The organism is Caulobacter sp. GW821-FHT11A05, assembly GCF_058809015.1.
The window spans coordinates 45,644-63,812 of the sequence record NZ_JBXASF010000008.1 but is presented as its reverse complement, the minus strand read 5'-3'; the positions used below and the strand labels follow the sequence as shown (position 1 = coordinate 63,812).

Here is an 18,169-nt window from a genome sequence, read left to right as displayed (position 1 = left end):
GCCAGCCTTTTAAGATCGTGCGAGGGCCAGTCACCGCCTGCCGGTGCTGCCCTCATCCGTCGGCTTCGCCGCCACCTTCTCCCGACAAGCGGGAGAAGGAATTAGCTCGAGGCCCCGCCGAACCGCTCCGTCCACTCGGCGACCTGCTCGTCCTCGATCTTCTTGAACAGCACCTCCGGCGCGCGGATCGTCTGGCCGACCGGCAGCCGGTCCAGCTCCGCCGCCGCGCCTTCCGACGGCCAGGCCAGCGGCCAGCCCTGGTTGAAGGCCTCGGCGATCTTCTCGGCCGCGAACGGGATGAAGGGGGCCGACAGCCGCGCGTACAACGCCGCCAGGTTCAGGGCCGTGCGCACGACCACAGCCGCCCGCGCCGGGTCGGTCTTGATCGCCGTCCAGGGCGCCGCGACCTGCAGGTACTCGTTGCCCAGCACCCACAGCGCGCGCAGCGCCTGGGCCGCCTTGCGGACCTCGATGGCCTGCAGCTGCGCCGTCAGGTCGGCGATGCCGGCGTCGAGGTCGGCATACAGCTTGGCTTCCAGCTCGCCCGGCTCACCGCCCTCGGGCACGACGCCCTCGAACTTGCTCTCGGCGAACTTGGCGATACGGTTGACGAAGTTGCCCAGCACATCGGCCAGGTCCTTGTTCACCGCCGACTGGAACTGCTCCCAGGTAAAGGCGGTGTCGCTGCCCTCCGGCGCGTTGGCCGTCAGATACCAGCGCCACAGGTCCGGCGGCAGCAGCTCCAGCGCCGTGTCCATGAACACGCCGCGCTTCTCGCTGGTCGAGAACTTGCCGCCGTACCAGTTGAGCCAGTTGAAGGCCTTCAGCCGGTCGACCGTCTTCCACGGCTCCTCGGAACCGAGGATCGTGGCCGGGAAGCTGACGGTGTGGAAGGCGACGTTGTCCTTGCCCATGAACTGGACGTACTCGGTGTCGTCGGCGCCCTTGTCGGTCCGCCACCAGCGTTCCCAGTCGGTACCTTCGGACTCGGCCCATTCGACGGTGGCGCCGATGTATTCGATCGGCGCGTCGAACCAGACGTAGAAGACCTTGTCCTCAAAGCCCGGGCGCGGCAGGCCGTCCTTGACCACTGGAATGCCCCATTCGAGATCGCGGGTGATGCCGCGGTCGATCAGCCCCTCGTCCAGGTGCTTGTAAGCGATGGACTTGGTCAGCAGCGGCCAGTTCGCCGAATTGGCGTCGACCCAGGCGCGGATGCGGCTCTCCAGCTTGGTCTGCTGCAGATACAGGTGGTTGGTGTCGCGGACCTCGATGTTCCGCGAGCCGCTGATCTTGCTGTAGGGATTGATCAGGTCGACCGGGTCCAGCAGGTTGCCGCAGTTGTCGCACTGGTCGCCCCGCGCCTTCTCGAAGCCGCAGTGCGGGCAGGTCCCCTCGACATAGCGGTCGGGCAGGAAGCGGCGGTCGTCGACCGAGTAGACCATCTTGTCGGTCCGCTCCTCGATCAGCCCCTTGGCTTCCAGGACTTCCGCGAAATGCTGCGTCAGCCGGTGGTTGGGCGGATTGGAGCTGCGGCCGAACCAGTCGAACGACAGGCCGAACGACCGGCTGATGTCGTGCTGCAGCTGGTGCTGCTCGTCGCAGTAGGTGCGGACGTCCTGGCCGGCCTCGGCGGCGGCCAGCTCGGCCGGCGTGCCGTGTTCGTCGGTGGCGCAGATGTAGAGCACCTCGGCCCCTTGCGCCCGCTTGAAGCGCGCGAAGACGTCGGCCGGCAGCATCGAGCCGGCCAGGTTGCCCAGGTGCTTGATCCCGTTGATGTACGGCAGGGCGGAGGTGATCAGAACGCGCGTCATGGGGCGCGGATATAGGCGAGGTCGCGGGCGAATGACAGCCACCCGGCAAAACCGCTTAACTTGTCGGCCCTCGCGCCTGTAAACATTGCGCCAGGGACGATTTTGCGGAGGGCGCGATGCTTGGGACGATGACGCGGCGGCTGGCCGTGGCCATGGTTGCGGTGGCGGTTCTGGGTCTGGCGGCCTGCGAGGCCGGCAAGAGCAAGAACGACACGCTGAAGATCTACAACTGGTCGGACTACATCGACCCCAAGCTGCTCGAGGAATTCACCGCCGAGACCGGCATCAAGGTGGTCTACGACACCTTCGATTCCAACGAGGTGCTGGAGACCAAGGTCCTGACCGGCGGCACCGGCTACGACATCGTCACCCCGTCAAACCACAACCTGCCGCGCTACATCACCGCCAAGGCCATCCAGCCCTTGGATTTCGCCAAGCTGCCGAACCGCAAGAATCTGTGGCCCGACCTGATGGCCCGCATGGAGCCCTTCGATCCGGGCGCCAAGTACAACATCCCCTACATGTGGGGCACCATGGGCGTCGGCTACAACAAGGCCGAGGTGGCCAAACGCCTGCCAGGCGTACCGCTCGACAGCTGGGCGGTGGTCTTCGATCCCAAGAACCTGGCCAAGCTGAAGGACTGCGGGGTCTACTTCCTGGACGCCTCGGAGGACATGTACGCGGTCGCCCTGCACTACCTGGGCAAGGACCCCAACTCCAAGAATCCGGCCGACTATGAGGCGGCCACGCAGCTGCTGCTCAAGCTGCGGCCCTATGTCCGCAAGTTCCACAGCAGCGAATACATCGAGGCCCTGGCCAACGGCGACGCCTGCGTGGTGATCGGCTACAGCGGCGACATCCTGCAGGCCCGCGACCGCGCCGACGAGGCCAAGAAGGGCGTCGAGGTCGGCTATTTCATTCCCAAGGAAGGCAGCCAGGTCTGGTTCGACGTCTTCACCATTCCGGCCGACGCGCCGAACCCTGAGGCCGCCTACAAGTTCCTCGACTTCATGCTGCGGCCGGAGATCATCGCCCGGGCCTCCAACTCGACCAACTACGCCAACGCCAACCTGCCGGCGACCCAGCTGGTCAAGGCCGAGGTGCGGGACGATCCGAACGTCTATCCGACGCCGGAGGTCTTCCAGCGCCTGTTCGTGACGACCACCAAGGACCAGGCGCTGGTCAAGGTCGTCAACCGCGAATGGACCAAGGTGACCACCGGCCAATGACGACCGGGAGCAAGGGCCGGCCGGCAAAGGGGGCTGGCAAGCGACTGAACATCGGGGCTGTGCGCTCGACCTTCGCCCCCTGGAACGATCCGGCCGCGACGCCGCTGGTCCGCTTCCAGGGCGTGACCAAGCGGTTCGGCGACCAGACGGCGGTGAACGACGTCTCGCTGGACATCTATCCGGGGGAGTTCTTCGCCCTGCTCGGTCCCTCGGGCTGTGGCAAGACCACCCTGATGCGGATGCTCGCCGGCTTCGAGACGCCGAACGCCGGGAGCATCACCCTGGCCGGGCAAGACCTGGCCGGCATCCCGCCGCACCAGCGGCCGGTCAACATGATGTTTCAGTCCTACGCCCTGTTCCCGCACCTGACGGTCGAGCAGAACATCGCCTTCGGGCTCAAGCAGGAGGGCCTGCCCAAGACCGAGATCGCCGCCCGCGTCGTTGAGATGCTGGAGCTGGTCAAGCTGAAGCCCTTCGCCCGTCGCAAGCCCGACCAGCTGTCCGGCGGCCAGAAGCAGCGTGTGGCGCTGGCCCGGGCCGTTGCCCGCAAGCCCCAGATGCTGCTGCTCGACGAGCCGCTGGGCGCGCTGGACAAGAAGCTGCGCGAGGAGACCCAGTTCGAGCTGATGGACCTGCAGGTCGAGCTCGGCATGACCTTCCTGATCGTCACCCATGACCAGGAGGAGGCCATGGTCATGGCCGACCGCATTGCCGTCATGCGCGAGGGCGAGATTGCCCAGATCGGCCGTCCCGAAGAGGTCTACGAGACCCCCGCCAGCCGCTACGTGGCCGAATTCCTCGGCGACGTGAACCTGTTCGACGCCTCCGTCTCGGCCATCGAGCATCCCATGGCCCGGCTCAGCGCCGCCGGCGCTCCCGACGGCTTTTACGTCCTCGACGACGACTGCCCACCGGCCGGCTCGGCGGTGAACCTCGCCGTCCGCCCCGAGAAGATGCGCATCAGCCTGGAGCCGCCGCCGGCCGGGACTCACAATGTGCTGGCCGGCGAGATCTGGGACATCGGCTACACCGGCGACTGGACCAACTACATCGTCGAACTGCCGGGCGAGAAGCTGATCCGCGTCGCCAAGGCCAACGCCAGCCGCATCGTCGAGCGTCCCATCGGCTGGGACGACAAGGTCTGGGTCAGCTTCGCCGACGACGCCGGCGTGGTGCTGACCCAATGACCGGCGCGCGGGTGAAGAAGCCCTGGCCGAAGCTGTCGGCGCTGATCCCCTATGCCTGGCTGCTGGTCTTCTTCGCCCTGCCCTTCCTGCTGGTCTTCCGGCTGTCGCTATCCGACAGCGCCCTGTCGATCCCGCCCTATGCGCCGCAGATCGACTGGAGCCGCGGCCTGGATGGCATCAAGGCCTTCTTCGCCGCCCTCGACTTCGACACCTACAGGCAGCTGGGCAGCGACAGCCTCTACGCCAAGTCCTACGTCTCCAGCCTGCGGTTCGCCGCCGAGGGCACGGTCCTGGCCCTGCTGGTCGGCTATCCGATGGCCTACGGCATGGCCCGCTGCAAACCCTCGACCCGCGGCCTGCTCTTGATGCTGGTCATCCTTCCGTTCTGGACCAGCTTCCTGATCCGGGTCTACGCCTGGGTCGGCATCCTCAAGCCCGAGGGGCTGCTCAACGCCGGCCTTGGCCTGCTCGGCATCCCACCGACCGACCTCCTCTACACCCCGGCCGCCGTGCAGATCGGCCTGGTCTACAGCTACCTGCCCTTCATGGTGCTGCCGCTCTACGCCGTGCTGGAAAAGATGGACCACACCCTGCTGGAGGCCGCCGCCGACCTCGGCTCGCCGCCCTGGAAGAGCTTCTGGCAGGTGACCTTCCCGCTCTCCATCCCGGGCGTCGTCGCCGGCTCCCTGCTCTGCTTCATCCCCATGGTCGGCGAGTTCGTCATCCCCGACCTGCTCGGCGGGCCCGGCTCGCTGATGATCGGCCGCTCGATCTGGATGGAGTTCTTCGCCAACCGCGACTGGCCGTTCGCCTCGGCCGTCGCCGTGGTCCTGCTGCTGACCCTGGTCGTGCCCATCGTCCTCTACCAGCGCCAGCAGGTGAAGGCCCTGGAGGCGGGCCGATGAGACGCGGGCCCTCCGCCTTCAACCTGGTCAGCCTGACGGTCGGCTTCGCCTTCCTCTACCTGCCGATCCTGCTGCTGGTCGCCTGGTCGTTCAACGCCAGCAAGATGGTCACCGTCTGGGGCGGCTTCTCGACCAAATGGTACGGCACGCTGCTGCACAACGACCAGCTGATGGCCGCCGCCTGGGTCACCCTGCGGGTCGGCCTGATCAGCGCCACCCTGGCCACCCTGCTCGGAACCCTGGCCGCCGTCGCCCTGACCCGTCACGGCGCCTTCAGGGGCCGCACCCTGTTCTCAGGCATGAGCTACGCGCCGCTGGTCATGCCCGAGGTCATCATGGGCCTCAGCCTGCTGCTGCTGTTCGTCGCCCTGAAGATCGACCGCGGCTTTCTGACCGTGACCCTGGCCCACACCACCCTGACCATGGCCTATGTCGCCGTGGTCGTGCAGTCGCGCCTGGCCACCTTCGACCGCGCCCTCGAAGAGGCGGCCCAGGACCTCGGCGCGACCCCGACCCGGGCCTTCTGGCAGGTCACCCTGCCCAATATTTTCCCAGCGATTCTGGCCGGTTGGATGCTGGCCTTCACGCTCTCGCTCGATGACCTGGTCATCGCCAGCTTCACCAGCGGCCCGGGCTCGACCACCCTGCCGATGCGCATCTACAGCCAGGTGCGGCTGGGCGTCTCGCCGGAGATCAACGCCGTCTGCACCCTGCTGATCGGGGTGGTGGCCGTCGGGGTGATCTGCTGGTCGATCGGCGCGAAATGGCGGGCCCGGGCAACTGCCATCGCCTAGGCCAAACTCAACTCCACGGCGTCTGGGGCCTTCAGCGCCTCAAGCAGTCGCGCGCGATTGTTCATCCAGGCGACGACTTCCTCGAATTCTTCCGCGTCCTTGGCAAGTAGCCAGCATGGCGCAAAATGACCCTCAAGCTGCGAGGCCTCTTCATCCCAAAGCACGCCACCGAGAAGCACGTGATTCCTGCCAATCCTAAAAAAATACTCGGAAGGAAGCTGATCATAGTAGGTAATCGAAATGGAGATGCGATCCGGCCAGCTATCTGTATGACCTATATCTTGTAGAACTGCTTCAGTATGCTTCGCCGCTGCACCGTTTCTGGCAAGTTGTTTTTCCGCGGGGAGATTACCTGGAAGCACCATCTTTGAAGTGAATTCAGGATTCATAGCGAAGATGCGAATGTGCGTTCGCCCCTGTACCTTTACCTCGAATGATCTCTGCCGGACCTCGCGAAGGATGTCGCCGATAGACCGAAAGCGGGTGCCAAGAATTATTATGTCATCGCTTCGCCCGTTTGCGATTTCCTCAATGAGAAATCTGACCAAAATCGAGCGCGCGTCGTTCATTGACGAGTAGACAACTCGGCCTCTGGTCGCCCGGCCACCTTCGAGTGCTAGCCTGATATCGTAAAGTGTGGCGACGATTGCAGCCACGCCAACCAGCGCGATCGCTCCTTCTTGTCCCGGAAGGATTACTTTCAGGCCAGACAGCGCAAATAAGATGATGCAAATTGCCGCCGTTACCGGCAGCGAATAGCGTTTGACCAAGCGAATGAGGCGCTCAAGGGAAACCGAAGTTCGTTCTTGTGCGTTCTTTGCCGGCATTGAAGAGTCCCCCCAGACGTCCTCGCATTACGCCAACTCTCGCGATGCGTGTCTAGTGTGTCGCGCAACCCCAATCGGCAATCGTTCGGACTGGAGACCAGTCACTTCAGCAGCAGCTGGCCTTGCTCCCGCACCTTGTCCTTCACCTTGCCGGCGAACATCGACAGGAAGCCGGGCAGGACGATGTCGATCCTGATCTCGTCCTCCAGCACATGCAGCGCGCCGGTGATCGTCTGGCCCATGGCCAGGGCGGTGAAAGTCATGGTGTCGCCGGTCCAGCTCTTGTCGACCTTAGCCTGGCCGCCGCCGGCAAGCTGCTGCTCGATCTTGCCAAAGCCCTCCTCGATCCGCCGGCGGGCCTCGGCCTGGCCCAGCTGGTGGGCGACGGTGATGGTCAGAGGCTTGGCCATGAGACGGGCCTTTCAGGCTGGACGAAACGCGTGGTTTATCGCATGTGGGCGCCCTCGCTTGGGCCCACAAGCACGCCGGCTTAGCTCAGATGGTAGAGCAGCGGTTTTGTAAACCGAAGGTCGCGGGTTCGATTCCTGCAGCCGGCACCACTTCAATGACGGGGTTGGGGCCCGGGACCCAGGTTCCAGATCATCGCGTCGATGTTGGCGAGCAGTCGCTTGAAAAACCTGCGCATGGCGACCCTCCACGACCCCGATGCGGGGCGGTCGAAGGTCAAACGTTAACGGCGAACATTGGTTTCATCCGCCCACCACCTGACAAACGGATGGCTGACAAAGCGGGGGCGGCCTGCTTTACGAAGGCCATGACCACGCCCATCCGCTTCTTCATCGACGCCGACGCCTGTCCGGTGAAGGACGAGACCTACAAGGTCGCCAGCCGCTACGGCCTGAAGACCTTCGTCGTCGCCAACAGCTTCATGCTGGTCCCGCAGTCGCCGCTGATCGAGGGGGTCATCGTCGACGCCGGCCCGGACGTCGCCGACGCCTGGATCGCTGAGCGCTGCGGCCCGCGCGACATCGTCATCACCAACGACATTCCCCTGGCCGACCTCTGCCTCAAGGCCGGCGCCCAGGTGCTGAAACCCAACGGCCGGCCGTTCACAACCGACAGCATCGGCTCGGCCCTGGCCACACGGTCGATCATGGAACACATCCGCTCGACCGGCGAGATCACCGGCGGCCCGCCGCCCTTCGGCCGCGACGACCGCTCCCGCTTCCTGCAGGCCCTCGACGAAGCCGTGAACAAGGCCAAACGCCGTCCGGGTTGAAGCCGGCCCGGCAGCCGCTAAGCTGGCGCCCCATCGGATGGAGGGCAGGCCCATGGACATGATGCTCGCGCCGCTGCGCAAATACGCTGACTTCTACGGCCGCGCCACGCGCACCGAGTACTGGATGTTCTTCCTGTTCCGCGTGCTGCTGTTCGTCGCCTTCTTCATTCCGTTCGCGATCCTGGCCGGCTTCAGCAACGGCGAGGTCAACAACGATCCGATTGGCCTGATCGCCGGCATCTGGCTGATTCTCGCCGGCCTGGCCTATCTGGCGCTGATCATCCCCGAACTGGCGGTCACCGTCCGCCGGTTGCATGACCAGGATCTCTCAGGCTGGCTGGTGCTGCTGGGCCTGGTGCCCATGGGCGGCTTCGTGATCTTCATCTTCATGCTGCTCAAGGGAACCGACGGCACCAACCGCCACGGCCCCGATCCCCGCGCCCTGACCGCTCACACGGCCAGCGTGTTCACCTGAAGAACGGTGGTTGCCTGTCAGGCGAATGCGGGGCAGGCTCACACCATTGTCCCGCGTTGTGTTGGGACCAACAGGGTTGAAAGGGGCTGCTCATGGATCTGATGTTCGCGCCGTTGCGCAAATACGCCGACTTCAACGGTCGGGCCCGTCGCTCGGAATACTGGCTGTTCTGGCTGTTCACCTTCGTGGTGTCGGTTGTCCTCAATATCATCGGTAGCATGGTCATGGGCGCGCCGGACGCCGGCAATCCGTTCAGCGGCGGCGGCCTGCTGGGCCTGCTGTGGTTCCTGGCCATCCTGGTTCCGTCCCTCGCGGTCGGCGTCCGCCGCCTGCATGACACCGACCGCTCCGGCTGGTGGCTGCTGATCGCCTTGGTCCCGCTGGTCGGCGCCATCGTGCTGATCATCTTCTATGTGCTCGACGGGACGCCCGGTCCCAACAAGTTCGGCCCCGACCCCAAGGGTCGCGGCGCGGCTGAAACCTTCAGCTGAGTCCCTGGCGGATCATGGCGGCGCGGGCTATCTGACGCCGCCATGATCCCCGTCACTTCCGCCATCAGCCTGGACGACGGCGAGGTTGAGCTCAGCTTCATCCGCGCCTCGGGGCCTGGCGGCCAGAACGTCAACAAGGTCGCCACCGCCGTCCAGCTGCGGTTCGACGTGCGCAACTCGCCGTCGTTCAATGACTACGTCCGCGAGCGGCTCGAGAAGCTGGCCGGTTCGCGCCTGACCAACGACGGCGAGATCGTGCTGACCGCCAACCGCTTCCGCACCCAGGAGCGCAACCGGGCCGACGCCATCGACCGGCTGGTCGCCCTGATCGCCAAGGCGGCCGAGCCGCCACCGCCCAAACGTCGGCCGACTCGCCCTACCAAGGCCTCCAAGGAGCGTCGGCTGTCGGCCAAATCGCGGCGCGGAACCATCAAGACCGGGCGCGGGCGGCCGACCGGCGACGAATAGCCTCACTCGGATAACAATGTCATGCCGTTGAAAGCGACGCCTTCACGGCCTATCTCAATCATGGACCAGGGGATTTCGCATGCGTTCAGCTGTTGTCGTGTCAGGGATTGCGGTCCTCGCGGGTCTTCTCGCCGCCTGTGGGCCCACCGCGCCGGAGTCCGGCAAGACCGAGTCGAGCACTCCTGACGCCTCGGCCACGCCGCCGCCACCGGCCCTGACCGACGCCGAGAAGCAGGCCGCCCTGGCCAGCCTGCCGGCCCCCTACAACACCGGCAACCTGGCCAACGGCAAGACCACCTTCGCCCTCTGCCGCTCCTGCCACACCATCGTCCCGGGCGGTCCCAACTCGACCGGCCCCAACCTCTACGGCGTCTTCGGCCGGACGGCCGGCACGCACGAGGGCTTCAAATACTCCGACGCGGTCAAGGGCGCCGGTTTCAAATGGGACGCCGAGAAACTCGACGCCTGGCTGGCCGACCCCAAGGGCTTCCTGCCCGGCAACCGCATGACCTTCGTCGGCCTCAAGGACGCCGAGAAACGCCGCGATCTGATCGCCTATCTGAAAGTCGAAACAGGCTACAAGCCGGGAGAATAGCGACACCACCATGGACGCGCGGAGAACCCTCCTGCTGCGGTTCCACAAGGCCCTCGACAACAAGGATGTCGCGGGGATCGCGGCTATGCTGCACCCCGACGTCGAGGTCCCCGACCAGCTCAACGGCGGCCACGTGGCCGGCGCCGCCGCCGTGCTCGACTACTATGCGAGCGCCTTCGCCCTGCTCGAGAGCGAGAGCACGCCAACCGCCTTCCATGCCCGTCCTGACGGGGCGATGGAGGTGCGGGTTCATCACCATGTGACCAGTCTGGCCGGCGCCCTGTGGCATGATGGGCCGGTCGATTACAGTTTCAGGTTCCGTGACGGCCTGATCGTGCGGATGGACCGCCTGGGTGAGTAGTGCCTGAGCGAGCGTAGGGGAGGAGCAGGATGCAGCCGCGCCAGGCGATCCTCGAAGCGGTCTACGAGGCCTATAACCGTCGCGATGTGCCGACCATGGTCGCGGCCCTCGATCCGCAGGTCGAATGGTCGGACATGCTGACTGGCCAGCCCCTGAAGGGCCGCGAGGCCGTCGGCGCCTACTGGACCGAACAGTTCCAGGTGATGAGCATCGAGGCCACGCCGGTCGCCTTCGACGAACTGCCCGACGGCCGCATGGTGGTCACCGTCGCCCAGACCATGAGGAAGCCGGACGGCCAGCTGTGGAGCCACGACCGGGTCACCCATGTCATCACCTTCGGTCCCGACGACCTGATCCGCCGGATGGACCCGAGCTAGACCAGCAGGTCCGCGCACGCATCCACGATGGCCTCGGCATCCAGCCGGTACTTCGCATAGAGGTCCGGCAAATCCCCCGACTGGCCAAAGCTCTCCATGCCCAGCGCCCGGACCCGCTGGCCGCGCACCGAGCCGAGCCAGGACAGCGCCGCCGGCGAGCCGTCCAGCACCGTCACCAGCACCGCGTCGGCGCTGAGCGGTTTGAGCAGCCGCTCGGCCGTGGCCGTCCGCGCCTCGCCGCCCGTCCAGCGGGCCCGGCCGGCGGCGGTCCAGTCGGCGTGCAGCACGTCCGGCGAGGTAACCGCAAGCAGACCGGCCTCGGGCAGGTCCTCGAGGATGGCCTCGAAGGCGGCCAGGGCTTCCGGCGCGATGGCGCCGCTGTAGACCAGGGCCATGCGCGCGCCGCGCGCCGGCGGCTTCATCCAGTAGGCGCCCTCGACGACTCCGGCGCGCCAGGCGTCGTCGGTCCGGTTCGGCTGCGCCAGGCTGCGCGTCGACAGCCGCAGATAGGTCGAGCCGCCGTCCTCGCGCTGGATGCGGTCGAAGGCGTGGGCCATCAGGACCGCCGTCTCGTCGGCGAAGGCCGGCTCGTAGCTGTCCAGACCCGGCTGGCTCATGCCGATCAGCGGCGTGCCGATCGACTGGTGGGCCCCACCCTCCGGCGCCAGGGTCAGGCCGCTGGGCGTCGCCACCAGCAGGAAGCGGGCGTCCTGGTAGCAGGCGTAGTTCAGGGCATCGAGCCCGCGGGCGATGAAGGGATCGTACAGGGTGCCGACCGGGAACAGCCGCTCGCCGAACACCGAGGCACTGAGGCCCAGCCCCGCCAGGGCGATGAACAGGTTGTTCTCGGCGATGCCCAGCTCGATGTGCTGGCCGGTGTCGGCCATGGCCCAGACCTGGGCCGAGGGGATGCGCCGGTTCTTGAAAACGTCCTCATGCGCCCGCCGGTGGAACACGCCGCGCCGGTTCACGAAGCCGCCGAGGTTGGTCGACACCGTCACGTCCGGCGAGGTGGTCACCACCCGGCCCGCGAAGTCGTCGGTCCGCTTGGCGATCTCGAACATCACCTTGCCGAAGGCCGCCTGGGTCGACTGCTCGCCGCCGCCCTCCACGGCCAACAACAGCTCGTCGGCCGTCGGAACGGCGACGGTCGCCGCGACTTTGCGCCCGTCCTTGCGGGCGGCGAACGGGGCGGTCTCGACGGTATGGCGCAAGGCCGCCCGTTCGTTGTCGCCCAGGCCCGAGAAGATGTCCCACTCCTCGCCCTCGACAACACCCAGGCGGCCGCGCAGCTCGGCGATCTGGGTCGGGGTCATCAGGCCCGAATGGTTGTCCTTGTGGCCCTGGAACGGCAGCCGCCAGCCCTTGACGGTATAGGCGATGAAAAACCGCGGCTCGTCGTCCTCGGCCGCCCGATCGAAGGCCTCCAGAATGGTCTCCAGGCAGTGGCCGCCCAGCTCGGTCATCACCATGGCCAGGTCGTCGTCGCTGTAGCTTTCGATCAGCTTCAGGGCCCGCTTGTCGGCGGCCAGATCAGCGCTCAGCCGCTCGCGCCAGGCCTTGCCGCCCTGATAGGTCAGGGCCGAGTAGAGATCGTTCGGCGCCGTCTCGATCCAGCCCTTCAGCGCCTCGCCGCCGGGCCGGGCGAAGGCGGTGAGCTGGCGCTTGGACCACTTCAGCGTCTCGACCCGCCAGCCGGCGGCCTCGAAGATCTCGCCATAGCGGGTGAACATCCGGTCCGAGGTCGTCGCGTCCAGGCTCTGGCGGTTGTAGTCGACGATCCACCAGGTGTTGCGCAGGTCGTGTTTGCAGGCCTCGATCAGGCATTCGTAGATGTTGCCCTCGTCCAGCTCCGCATCGCCCAGCAGCGAGATCATCCGCCCCATGGCGTCCGGCTTGATCGCCCCGCGCGCCGCCAGATAGTCCTGCGTCAGGCTGGCGAAGGCGGTCATCGCCACGCCGAGCCCCACCGAGCCGGTGGAGAAGTCGACGTCGTCGATGTCCTTGGTCCGCGAGGGATAGGACTGCGCCCCGCCGAGGCTGCGGAAACGCTGCAGCTGGTCAATGGTCTGGCGGCCGAACAGGTGCTGGATGGCGTGGAACACCGGGCTGGCGTGCGGCTTCACCGCCACCCGGTCCTGCGGCCGCAGGCTGCGGAAATAGAGGGCCGTCATCAGGGTGGTCATCGAGGCGCAGGACGCCTGGTGGCCGCCGACCTTCAGCCCGTCGCGACTCTCACGCAGGTGGTTGGCGTTATGGATCGTCCAGCTGGCCAGCCAGAGCACCCGTTCCTCCAGCCGGCGCAACAGCGCGATATCCTGCCGCTCCACCGCCGTCGCTCCGTCATCCATGCTCAAACACCGTTCCAGGTCGCAATATTCGGCCCTGTTTAGGCGTGGAAGCGGAGAAACACCATCGCCCCCGAACCTGACGCTTTCCGGGCGATCGCCGAAGGCGCAACGGAACGTAAAGGGAACGGTGACAAACAGGCTTTCATGCCGCATGATCGCCGAACGATTCAGGGCTCCCAGGCGGAGCGCATAGCAGCGCATTCGCTCTGCCAGGAAAGGGATTGGTAGTGGGGCTCGCCGCGCCGACACGTCAAAAACTTTCGGGCGCATACTTCACGCCGGCCGAGGTGGTCAGCTCCCTGGTGATGTGGGCAGTCAGGAGCGAGGACGACCGGCTGCTGGATCCGTCCTGCGGCGATGGCCGGTTCATCGCCGCCCACCCCAACAGCACGGGCATCGAGCGGGACCGCGAGACCGCGGCGCTGGCCAGCCAGGCCGCGCCCGGCGCGACCGTCCTGGTGGAGGACTTCTTCGACTGGGCGATGAGAACCCACGAGCGTTTCGACTGCGTCGCCGGCAATCCTCCCTTCATCCGCTATCAGTCGTTCAGCGGCCCCACCCGCGCCCGCGCCCTGGCCCATTGCAAGAAGCTTGGCGCCCAGTTCACCGGGCTCACCTCGTCCTGGGCGCCGTTTGTCGTCGCCGCCACCGGCCTGCTGAAGCTTGGCGGCCGGATGGCGTTCGTGGTCCCGGCCGAGATTGGCCACGCCCCCTACGCCGCGCCGGTGCTGGAGCATCTGACCGCCCATTTCCGGACCGTCCACGTCGTGGCGATCCGGGAGAAGCTGTTTCCGGACCTGTCGGAGGACTGCTGGCTGCTCTTCGCCGACGGCTTCGGCGGCGCGACGACGGAGATTCGTTTCACCGCCCTCGATCGCTTCTTTCCCATTCCCGTTCCACCCAACGCCTTCGAGCGGATTGACGTCGCCGAGTGGCGTACGGCCTGGAAACGGCGGCTTCGCCCCTACCTCATGCCGCAGGGCGCGAGGGACCTGTACCTGGAGGCCGCGGGCCGGTCGCAACGGCTGTCCGATGTCGCCTCGGTCGGCATCGGCTACATCAGCGGGGCCAACGACTTCTTCCATCTGCGGCCGTCCGAGGCGGCGCGGCTGAAGATTCCCGGGCAGTATCTGCGCCCGACGGTTCGCAACGGCCGGGCGCTGAAGAGCAAGGCGGTCAATGCGGCGACCCTGGAGGCCTGGCGCGGCAAGGACGATCCCTACCTGCTGCTCAATCTTCCGAAGACGGCGGACCTGCCCAAGGCGGTCCTGCGCTACCTGTCGACGGAAAGGGCGCGGGTGGCTCAAACGGCCTACAAATGCCGCGTCCGGAACCCCTGGTGGTCGGTTCCGGATGTCCGGGTCCCCAGCTATTTCCTCAGCTACATGTCCGGCGCCTCGCCCAGCCTGGTCCGCAACGACGCAGGGGCCTCCTGCACAAACTCCGTCCACGCCGTGACCGCCAAATGCGCCGAAGGCCTGCAGCGGCTGGCGTCGCAGTGGTCGACGCCGCTCGTTCAGCTGAGCTGCGAACTGGAGGGCCACCCCCTGGGCGGCGGCATGCTCAAGCTGGAGCCTCGCGAAGCCGGCCAGCTGCTCGTTCCGGCCAGCCGGCCGGTCTCGGCGTCCGAGGATGCGACCCTTCGCTCAGCCCTCAATCTGCTGCGGCTGTGGAGGCATAATGCCGCCACCGCCTGACGAGGAGCCGAGCCGGGTCTGCGCCTGGGTTGGACAGGCCGAAGCCCTGCGCCGGTTCGCGACCCATCAGGGCGCGACGCAGGGCCAGCAGCACATCAAGCCGCTGCATTGGTACGTCGCCTGCCGCCTGGTGCTCGAGGGCGGCTTCCTTCCCGAAGACATCACCCCGCGTCCGCCCTTTGTCGCCATCCGCACAAAGCGCGGCATGCAGCTGGTGTTTGACCCGGCCGTGGCGACCGGCGGCGAGGCCACCATCCTTGGCGGGCTGAAGACCAAGAATGTCGATGTGGTGGTCAACAAGCCCGGGCTGGGTCCGGTCCTCGCCGTCTCCTGCAAGGGCATGACCGGGGCCTTTCGGAACCTGACCAACCGCATGGAGGAGACGATCGGTGAGTGCACCAACCTGCACATCACCTATCCGGCCATGGTTTTCGGCTACCTCTTCGTGATCCGCGCCAACCAGCTGGCCCAGGCGGCGATCGCCGAGACCGAGCCCGAATCGGCCTCGCCCACGCGGCAGCTGCTCGCCAATGACATCGCGATCCGGGCGGGCGGAGAGCCGGTCGAGACCATCATCCGGTTCCACACGGCCCTGCGTGAACTCACCGGCAGGCGCGGCATCCGCGACGACGTCAGCCGGTATGAGGCGGTGTCGATCGCCATGGTCAACATGCAGCCCGAGCTGGCCGGCCAGGTGCTCGACAGCTTCCCGCCGCCCGACAGCCCGCTGCGGCTCGAGCAGTTCTTCAACGCCCTCTACCTTCGCTATGACGAACGCTACGTGTTCAGCGCGCCGGACCTGGCCAGCGTCACGCGCAGGCAGCCCTGGCTGGGCGATTCCCCGGCCTTCGCGCTCCTGGACAGCCCGATCGACTATCCCCTGCGCCTTGCCGAGAATGCCGCCGAGTAGAGCGCGATGCGCCATCGCTCCGTTGAGTGTGGCCGCCGGCCCTGCAATAACAACCCCTGCTGATCCTCACCCCAGGCGCCCCTTCCCATGACCGACGCCCTCGTGCTGAGCCGCCTGAACAAGACCTTCGGCGGCAAGGCGGCCGTCGCCGACCTCGACCTGACGGTGCGATCCGGCGAGCTCTACGCCCTGCTCGGCCCCAACGGGGCCGGCAAGACCACGACGCTGCGGATGGTCGCCGGCCTCTTGGCCCCGACCAGCGGCTCGATCAGCGTCTTCGGCATCGACGCCCTGCGCGATCCAGCCGCCGCCAAGGCGATTACCGCCTGGGCCCCGGACGAGCCGATGCTCTACGACCGGCTCAATCCGATGGAGTATCTGGAATTCGTCGCCGGCCTCTGGGGCGTCGACGGCAAGACCGCCCGCGGCAAGGCCGAGGAACTGCTCAAATGGCTCGGCCTCTGGGAGGAGCGGGCCCAGCGCTGCGAGGGTTTCTCCCGCGGGATGAAACAGAAGACCGCCCTGGCCGGCGCCCTGATCCACGATCCCAAGCTGCTGATGCTCGACGAGCCGCTGACCGGCCTCGACGCCGCCATGGCCCGCCAGGTCAAGGACGTGCTGACCCAGCGGGTGCGCCAGGGCGGCACCGTCATCCTGACCACCCACATCCTCGAGGTCGCCGAGCGCATGGCCGACCGCATCGGCATCATCCAGGGCGGCCGCATGCGCGCCGAGGGCAGCCTCAGCGAACTGCGCGCTCTCGGCGGATCGGGCGACGCCACCCTCGAAGACATGTTCCTGCAGCTGACCGAGCCGGCGGCCGCCCAGTGAAGCCTGGTTCCATTCCCTGGCTGATCGGCCACGAGCTGCGCCTGCTGTGGCGCGAGAGCCGCCGCGACAAGGCGCGGGTGATCCAGCTGGTCGCCCTCGCCGTCGTGCTTATCGCCCTGATCGGCGTCGGCATCCCCATCGGCCTGGCGGTGCGCGAGATGGGCTTTGTGCTGACCCCGCCGATCGCCCTGGCGGTCGACATGGTCATCGCCCTGATCTTCACCCTGATGGTCTCCTCGACCCTGGCCCGCGCCGCCCAGGTGCTCTACGTGCGCGGCGACCTCGACCTCCTGTTTTCCTCGCCCCTGCCGCCGCGCACCCTGCTGACCGTCCGCTTCGCCGGCATCGCCTTTTCGGCCACCATCTTCTGGCTGGTCCTCGGGGTGGGCCTGCTGGTCCCCATCGCCCTGACCGGCACGCCGCAGTGGCTGGGGGCGATCGCCGTACTGCTGGCCCTCGGCCTGCTGGCCAGCGCCACAGGCCTGCTGTTGACCACCTTCCTGTTCCGCCTGCTCGGCCCCCGCCGCACCCGCACCTTCGCCCAGGTGCTGGCCGCCGTGGTCGGCGCCAGCCTGTTCCTGGCCTTCCAGCTGCCGCAGATGATGCGCGGCTCCAGCAGCTACAGCCGCTGGGGCTGGATCGGCCGCTACTTCACCGGCGAGACCACCCTGGCCCTGCCGCCCGGCGCCGACATCCCGGCCCGCGCCGCCGTCGGCGAACCGATCCCGCTGCTGATCATGGTCGGCGCCTGCCTGATTGTCTTCCTGCTGGTCAACCAGGGCCTTGGCCGCCGCTTCGCCCGCGACGCCGCCTCGGCGATCGGGGCCGACACCTCCAAGCGCCGGGCCGGCCGCGCCGGGGCCTTCGCCGGCGGGGCCTTCAGCGCCACCCTGCGCAAGGAGCTGCGCCTGCTGCTGCGCGACATCGCCCTGTTCAGCCAGGTGCTGCTGCGCGTCCTCTACCTGATCCCCCTGGCCTTCGTGCTGCTGCGCAACGCCGGCGAGGGCAAGACCATGCTGCTGCCGGCCGGCGCCGCCGCCCTGGCGGTGGTCGCCGGCCAGCTGGCCGCCAGCTTCACCTGGATCACCGTCTCGGCCGAGGACGCCCCCGACCTGCTGGTCGCCGCCCCTGCCCCGTTCAGCGTCGTGAACCGCGCCAAGCTCTGGGCCGGACTGATTCCCACCGGCGCCTTGCTGGGGCTGCCGCTGGCCGGCCTGATCGTCCTGGCCCCGGTCGCCGGCATCGCCGCCACGCTGGGCTGCGCCGCCTCGGCCTGGTCGGCCGGCATGATCAGCCTGTGGCATCAGAAGCCGGGCAGGCGCGCCGACTTCCGCCGCCGGGGCAACGTCCATTGGCTGATCGCCCTGGCCATCTTCGGCGTCGGCGGCCTGATCGGCCTGGCCACCTTCCTGGCCGCGACCGTGGCCTACCTGCCCTGGGCGATCGTCCCCGCTGTCCTGGCCGCTGTCCTGACCCTGGCCCTGCGCCGCAGCGACGCCAAGATCCTCGAGACCCTGCGCTCGGAAAGCTGACCGATCAGGCCAACCTGGTCTGAAATCGTCGAATTGGCCTGCACTGTCGTAAGACTGTCGTTACGTTGTCAGCTGATCGTCGCCC

General features: G+C 67.1%; 19 protein-coding genes and 1 tRNA gene. 16 read left to right on the top strand and 4 right to left on the bottom strand.

The genetic code is table 11. The features are described 5' to 3' along the window. Positions 1-101: 101 nt before the first annotated feature. Positions 102-1,814, bottom strand: coding sequence for a methionine--tRNA ligase (metG, locus tag AC1RSK_RS12890; RefSeq protein WP_492907950.1), 1,713 nt, complete (start codon positions 1,812-1,814; stop codon positions 102-104). 116 nt (positions 1,815-1,930) lie between these two features. Between metG and AC1RSK_RS12885 the strand changes: the two genes are divergently transcribed. From AC1RSK_RS12885 to AC1RSK_RS12870, 4 genes are read left to right on the top strand one after another with little or no spacing between them, the layout of a single operon-like run. Beyond that, entirely contained in the window at positions 1,931-3,043 is a 1,113-nt protein-coding gene (locus AC1RSK_RS12885) for a polyamine ABC transporter substrate-binding protein (RefSeq protein ID WP_492907949.1), read from the top strand. Then, positions 3,040-4,230 carry an ABC transporter ATP-binding protein gene (locus tag AC1RSK_RS12880; RefSeq protein ID WP_492907947.1) on the top strand — a complete coding sequence of 397 codons (1,191 nt, stop codon included), beginning with the start codon at positions 3,040-3,042 and terminating at the stop codon, positions 4,228-4,230. Before AC1RSK_RS12885 ends, AC1RSK_RS12880 begins: the two co-directional genes overlap by 4 nt. Continuing rightward, positions 4,227-5,135: an ABC transporter permease gene (locus AC1RSK_RS12875; protein WP_492907946.1), complete on the top strand. Its 909-nt coding sequence runs from the start codon at positions 4,227-4,229 to the stop codon at positions 5,133-5,135. The genes AC1RSK_RS12880 and AC1RSK_RS12875 overlap by 4 nt, the downstream gene beginning before the upstream one ends. Then, positions 5,132-5,929, top strand: a complete 798-nt coding sequence (locus AC1RSK_RS12870) for an ABC transporter permease (protein WP_492907945.1) — start codon at positions 5,132-5,134, stop codon at positions 5,927-5,929. Before AC1RSK_RS12875 ends, AC1RSK_RS12870 begins: the two co-directional genes overlap by 4 nt. Here AC1RSK_RS12870 and AC1RSK_RS12865 read toward each other — a convergent pair. Together AC1RSK_RS12865 and AC1RSK_RS12860 are read right to left on the bottom strand one after the other, a co-directional pair. After that, positions 5,926-6,756 carry a hypothetical protein gene (locus AC1RSK_RS12865; protein WP_492907944.1) on the bottom strand — a complete coding sequence of 277 codons (831 nt, stop codon included), beginning with the start codon at positions 6,754-6,756 and terminating at the stop codon, positions 5,926-5,928. The genes AC1RSK_RS12870 and AC1RSK_RS12865 overlap by 4 nt on opposite strands. Before the next feature lie 101 nt (positions 6,757-6,857). Beyond that, positions 6,858-7,166: a polyhydroxyalkanoic acid system family protein gene (locus AC1RSK_RS12860; RefSeq protein WP_492907943.1), complete on the bottom strand. Its 309-nt coding sequence runs from the start codon at positions 7,164-7,166 to the stop codon at positions 6,858-6,860. 74 nt (positions 7,167-7,240) lie between these two features. On the opposite strand from AC1RSK_RS12860, the gene AC1RSK_RS12855 reads away from it, so the two are divergent. The 8 genes from AC1RSK_RS12855 to AC1RSK_RS12820 all read left to right on the top strand — a co-directional run bounded on the left by AC1RSK_RS12855 (position 7,241) and on the right by AC1RSK_RS12820 (position 10,763). After that, positions 7,241-7,316, top strand: a tRNA-Thr gene (locus AC1RSK_RS12855). Positions 7,317-7,492: 176 nt separating this feature from the next. Then, positions 7,493-7,996: a YaiI/YqxD family protein gene (locus AC1RSK_RS12850; RefSeq protein ID WP_492907942.1), complete on the top strand. Its 504-nt coding sequence runs from the start codon at positions 7,493-7,495 to the stop codon at positions 7,994-7,996. A 52-nt stretch (positions 7,997-8,048) separates the two neighbouring features. Next, a complete protein-coding gene (locus AC1RSK_RS12845; RefSeq protein WP_492907941.1) occupies positions 8,049-8,471 on the top strand; it encodes a DUF805 domain-containing protein in 423 nt (140 codons plus the stop codon). A 92-nt stretch (positions 8,472-8,563) separates the two neighbouring features. Then, positions 8,564-8,962, top strand: coding sequence for a DUF805 domain-containing protein (locus AC1RSK_RS12840; protein ID WP_492907940.1), 399 nt, complete (start codon positions 8,564-8,566; stop codon positions 8,960-8,962). Positions 8,963-9,004: 42 nt separating this feature from the next. Beyond that, complete coding sequence (arfB, locus tag AC1RSK_RS12835; RefSeq protein ID WP_492907939.1) at positions 9,005-9,430, top strand: alternative ribosome rescue aminoacyl-tRNA hydrolase ArfB; 426 nt, start codon at positions 9,005-9,007, stop codon at positions 9,428-9,430. A gap of 79 nt (positions 9,431-9,509) precedes the next feature. After that, positions 9,510-10,025 carry a c-type cytochrome gene (locus AC1RSK_RS12830; RefSeq protein ID WP_492907938.1) on the top strand — a complete coding sequence of 172 codons (516 nt, stop codon included), beginning with the start codon at positions 9,510-9,512 and terminating at the stop codon, positions 10,023-10,025. 10 nt (positions 10,026-10,035) lie between these two features. Next, complete coding sequence (locus AC1RSK_RS12825; RefSeq protein ID WP_492907937.1) at positions 10,036-10,386, top strand: nuclear transport factor 2 family protein; 351 nt, start codon at positions 10,036-10,038, stop codon at positions 10,384-10,386. A gap of 29 nt (positions 10,387-10,415) precedes the next feature. Continuing rightward, a complete protein-coding gene (locus AC1RSK_RS12820; RefSeq protein ID WP_492907936.1) occupies positions 10,416-10,763 on the top strand; it encodes a nuclear transport factor 2 family protein in 348 nt (115 codons plus the stop codon). Here the strand turns inward: AC1RSK_RS12820 and AC1RSK_RS12815 are convergent. Beyond that, positions 10,760-13,114, bottom strand: coding sequence for a thiamine pyrophosphate-binding protein (locus tag AC1RSK_RS12815; RefSeq protein ID WP_492907935.1), 2,355 nt, complete (start codon positions 13,112-13,114; stop codon positions 10,760-10,762). The two genes, AC1RSK_RS12820 and AC1RSK_RS12815, sit on opposite strands and share 4 nt — an antisense overlap. Positions 13,115-13,341: 227 nt before the next feature. On the opposite strand from AC1RSK_RS12815, the gene AC1RSK_RS12810 reads away from it, so the two are divergent. The 4 genes from AC1RSK_RS12810 (at position 13,342) to AC1RSK_RS12795 (ending at position 18,084) form a co-directional block, all read left to right on the top strand. Then, positions 13,342-14,811 (top strand): Eco57I restriction-modification methylase domain-containing protein, encoded by a 1,470-nt coding sequence (locus tag AC1RSK_RS12810; protein WP_492907934.1) that lies wholly within the window; start codon positions 13,342-13,344, stop codon positions 14,809-14,811. Beyond that, the gene (locus AC1RSK_RS12805; protein WP_492907933.1) at positions 14,795-15,721 is read left to right on the top strand and encodes a hypothetical protein; all 927 of its coding nucleotides are present in this window, start codon (positions 14,795-14,797) and stop codon (positions 15,719-15,721) included. The genes AC1RSK_RS12810 and AC1RSK_RS12805 overlap by 17 nt, the downstream gene beginning before the upstream one ends. A gap of 87 nt (positions 15,722-15,808) precedes the next feature. Further along, entirely contained in the window at positions 15,809-16,552 is a 744-nt protein-coding gene (locus tag AC1RSK_RS12800; RefSeq protein WP_492907932.1) for an ABC transporter ATP-binding protein, read from the top strand. After that, positions 16,549-18,084 carry a hypothetical protein gene (locus AC1RSK_RS12795; protein WP_492907931.1) on the top strand — a complete coding sequence of 512 codons (1,536 nt, stop codon included), beginning with the start codon at positions 16,549-16,551 and terminating at the stop codon, positions 18,082-18,084. The genes AC1RSK_RS12800 and AC1RSK_RS12795 overlap by 4 nt, the downstream gene beginning before the upstream one ends. Positions 18,085-18,169 lie beyond the last annotated feature (85 nt).

Coding starts and splice junctions, on each gene's coding strand:
- metG (WP_492907950.1), bottom strand. CDS start 1,814: ATGACGCGCGTTCTGATCACCTCCGCCCTGCCGTACATCAACGGGATC.
- AC1RSK_RS12885 (WP_492907949.1), top strand. CDS start 1,931: ATGCTTGGGACGATGACGCGGCGGCTGGCCGTGGCCATGGTTGCGGTG.
- AC1RSK_RS12880 (WP_492907947.1), top strand. CDS start 3,040: ATGACGACCGGGAGCAAGGGCCGGCCGGCAAAGGGGGCTGGCAAGCGA.
- AC1RSK_RS12875 (WP_492907946.1), top strand. CDS start 4,227: ATGACCGGCGCGCGGGTGAAGAAGCCCTGGCCGAAGCTGTCGGCGCTG.
- AC1RSK_RS12870 (WP_492907945.1), top strand. CDS start 5,132: ATGAGACGCGGGCCCTCCGCCTTCAACCTGGTCAGCCTGACGGTCGGC.
- AC1RSK_RS12865 (WP_492907944.1), bottom strand. CDS start 6,756: ATGCCGGCAAAGAACGCACAAGAACGAACTTCGGTTTCCCTTGAGCGC.
- AC1RSK_RS12860 (WP_492907943.1), bottom strand. CDS start 7,166: ATGGCCAAGCCTCTGACCATCACCGTCGCCCACCAGCTGGGCCAGGCC.
- AC1RSK_RS12850 (WP_492907942.1), top strand. CDS start 7,493: ATGGCTGACAAAGCGGGGGCGGCCTGCTTTACGAAGGCCATGACCACG.
- AC1RSK_RS12845 (WP_492907941.1), top strand. CDS start 8,049: ATGGACATGATGCTCGCGCCGCTGCGCAAATACGCTGACTTCTACGGC.
- AC1RSK_RS12840 (WP_492907940.1), top strand. CDS start 8,564: ATGGATCTGATGTTCGCGCCGTTGCGCAAATACGCCGACTTCAACGGT.
- arfB (WP_492907939.1), top strand. CDS start 9,005: ATGATCCCCGTCACTTCCGCCATCAGCCTGGACGACGGCGAGGTTGAG.
- AC1RSK_RS12830 (WP_492907938.1), top strand. CDS start 9,510: ATGCGTTCAGCTGTTGTCGTGTCAGGGATTGCGGTCCTCGCGGGTCTT.
- AC1RSK_RS12825 (WP_492907937.1), top strand. CDS start 10,036: ATGGACGCGCGGAGAACCCTCCTGCTGCGGTTCCACAAGGCCCTCGAC.
- AC1RSK_RS12820 (WP_492907936.1), top strand. CDS start 10,416: ATGCAGCCGCGCCAGGCGATCCTCGAAGCGGTCTACGAGGCCTATAAC.
- AC1RSK_RS12815 (WP_492907935.1), bottom strand. CDS start 13,114: ATGGATGACGGAGCGACGGCGGTGGAGCGGCAGGATATCGCGCTGTTG.
- AC1RSK_RS12805 (WP_492907933.1), top strand. CDS start 14,795: ATGCCGCCACCGCCTGACGAGGAGCCGAGCCGGGTCTGCGCCTGGGTT.
- AC1RSK_RS12800 (WP_492907932.1), top strand. CDS start 15,809: ATGACCGACGCCCTCGTGCTGAGCCGCCTGAACAAGACCTTCGGCGGC.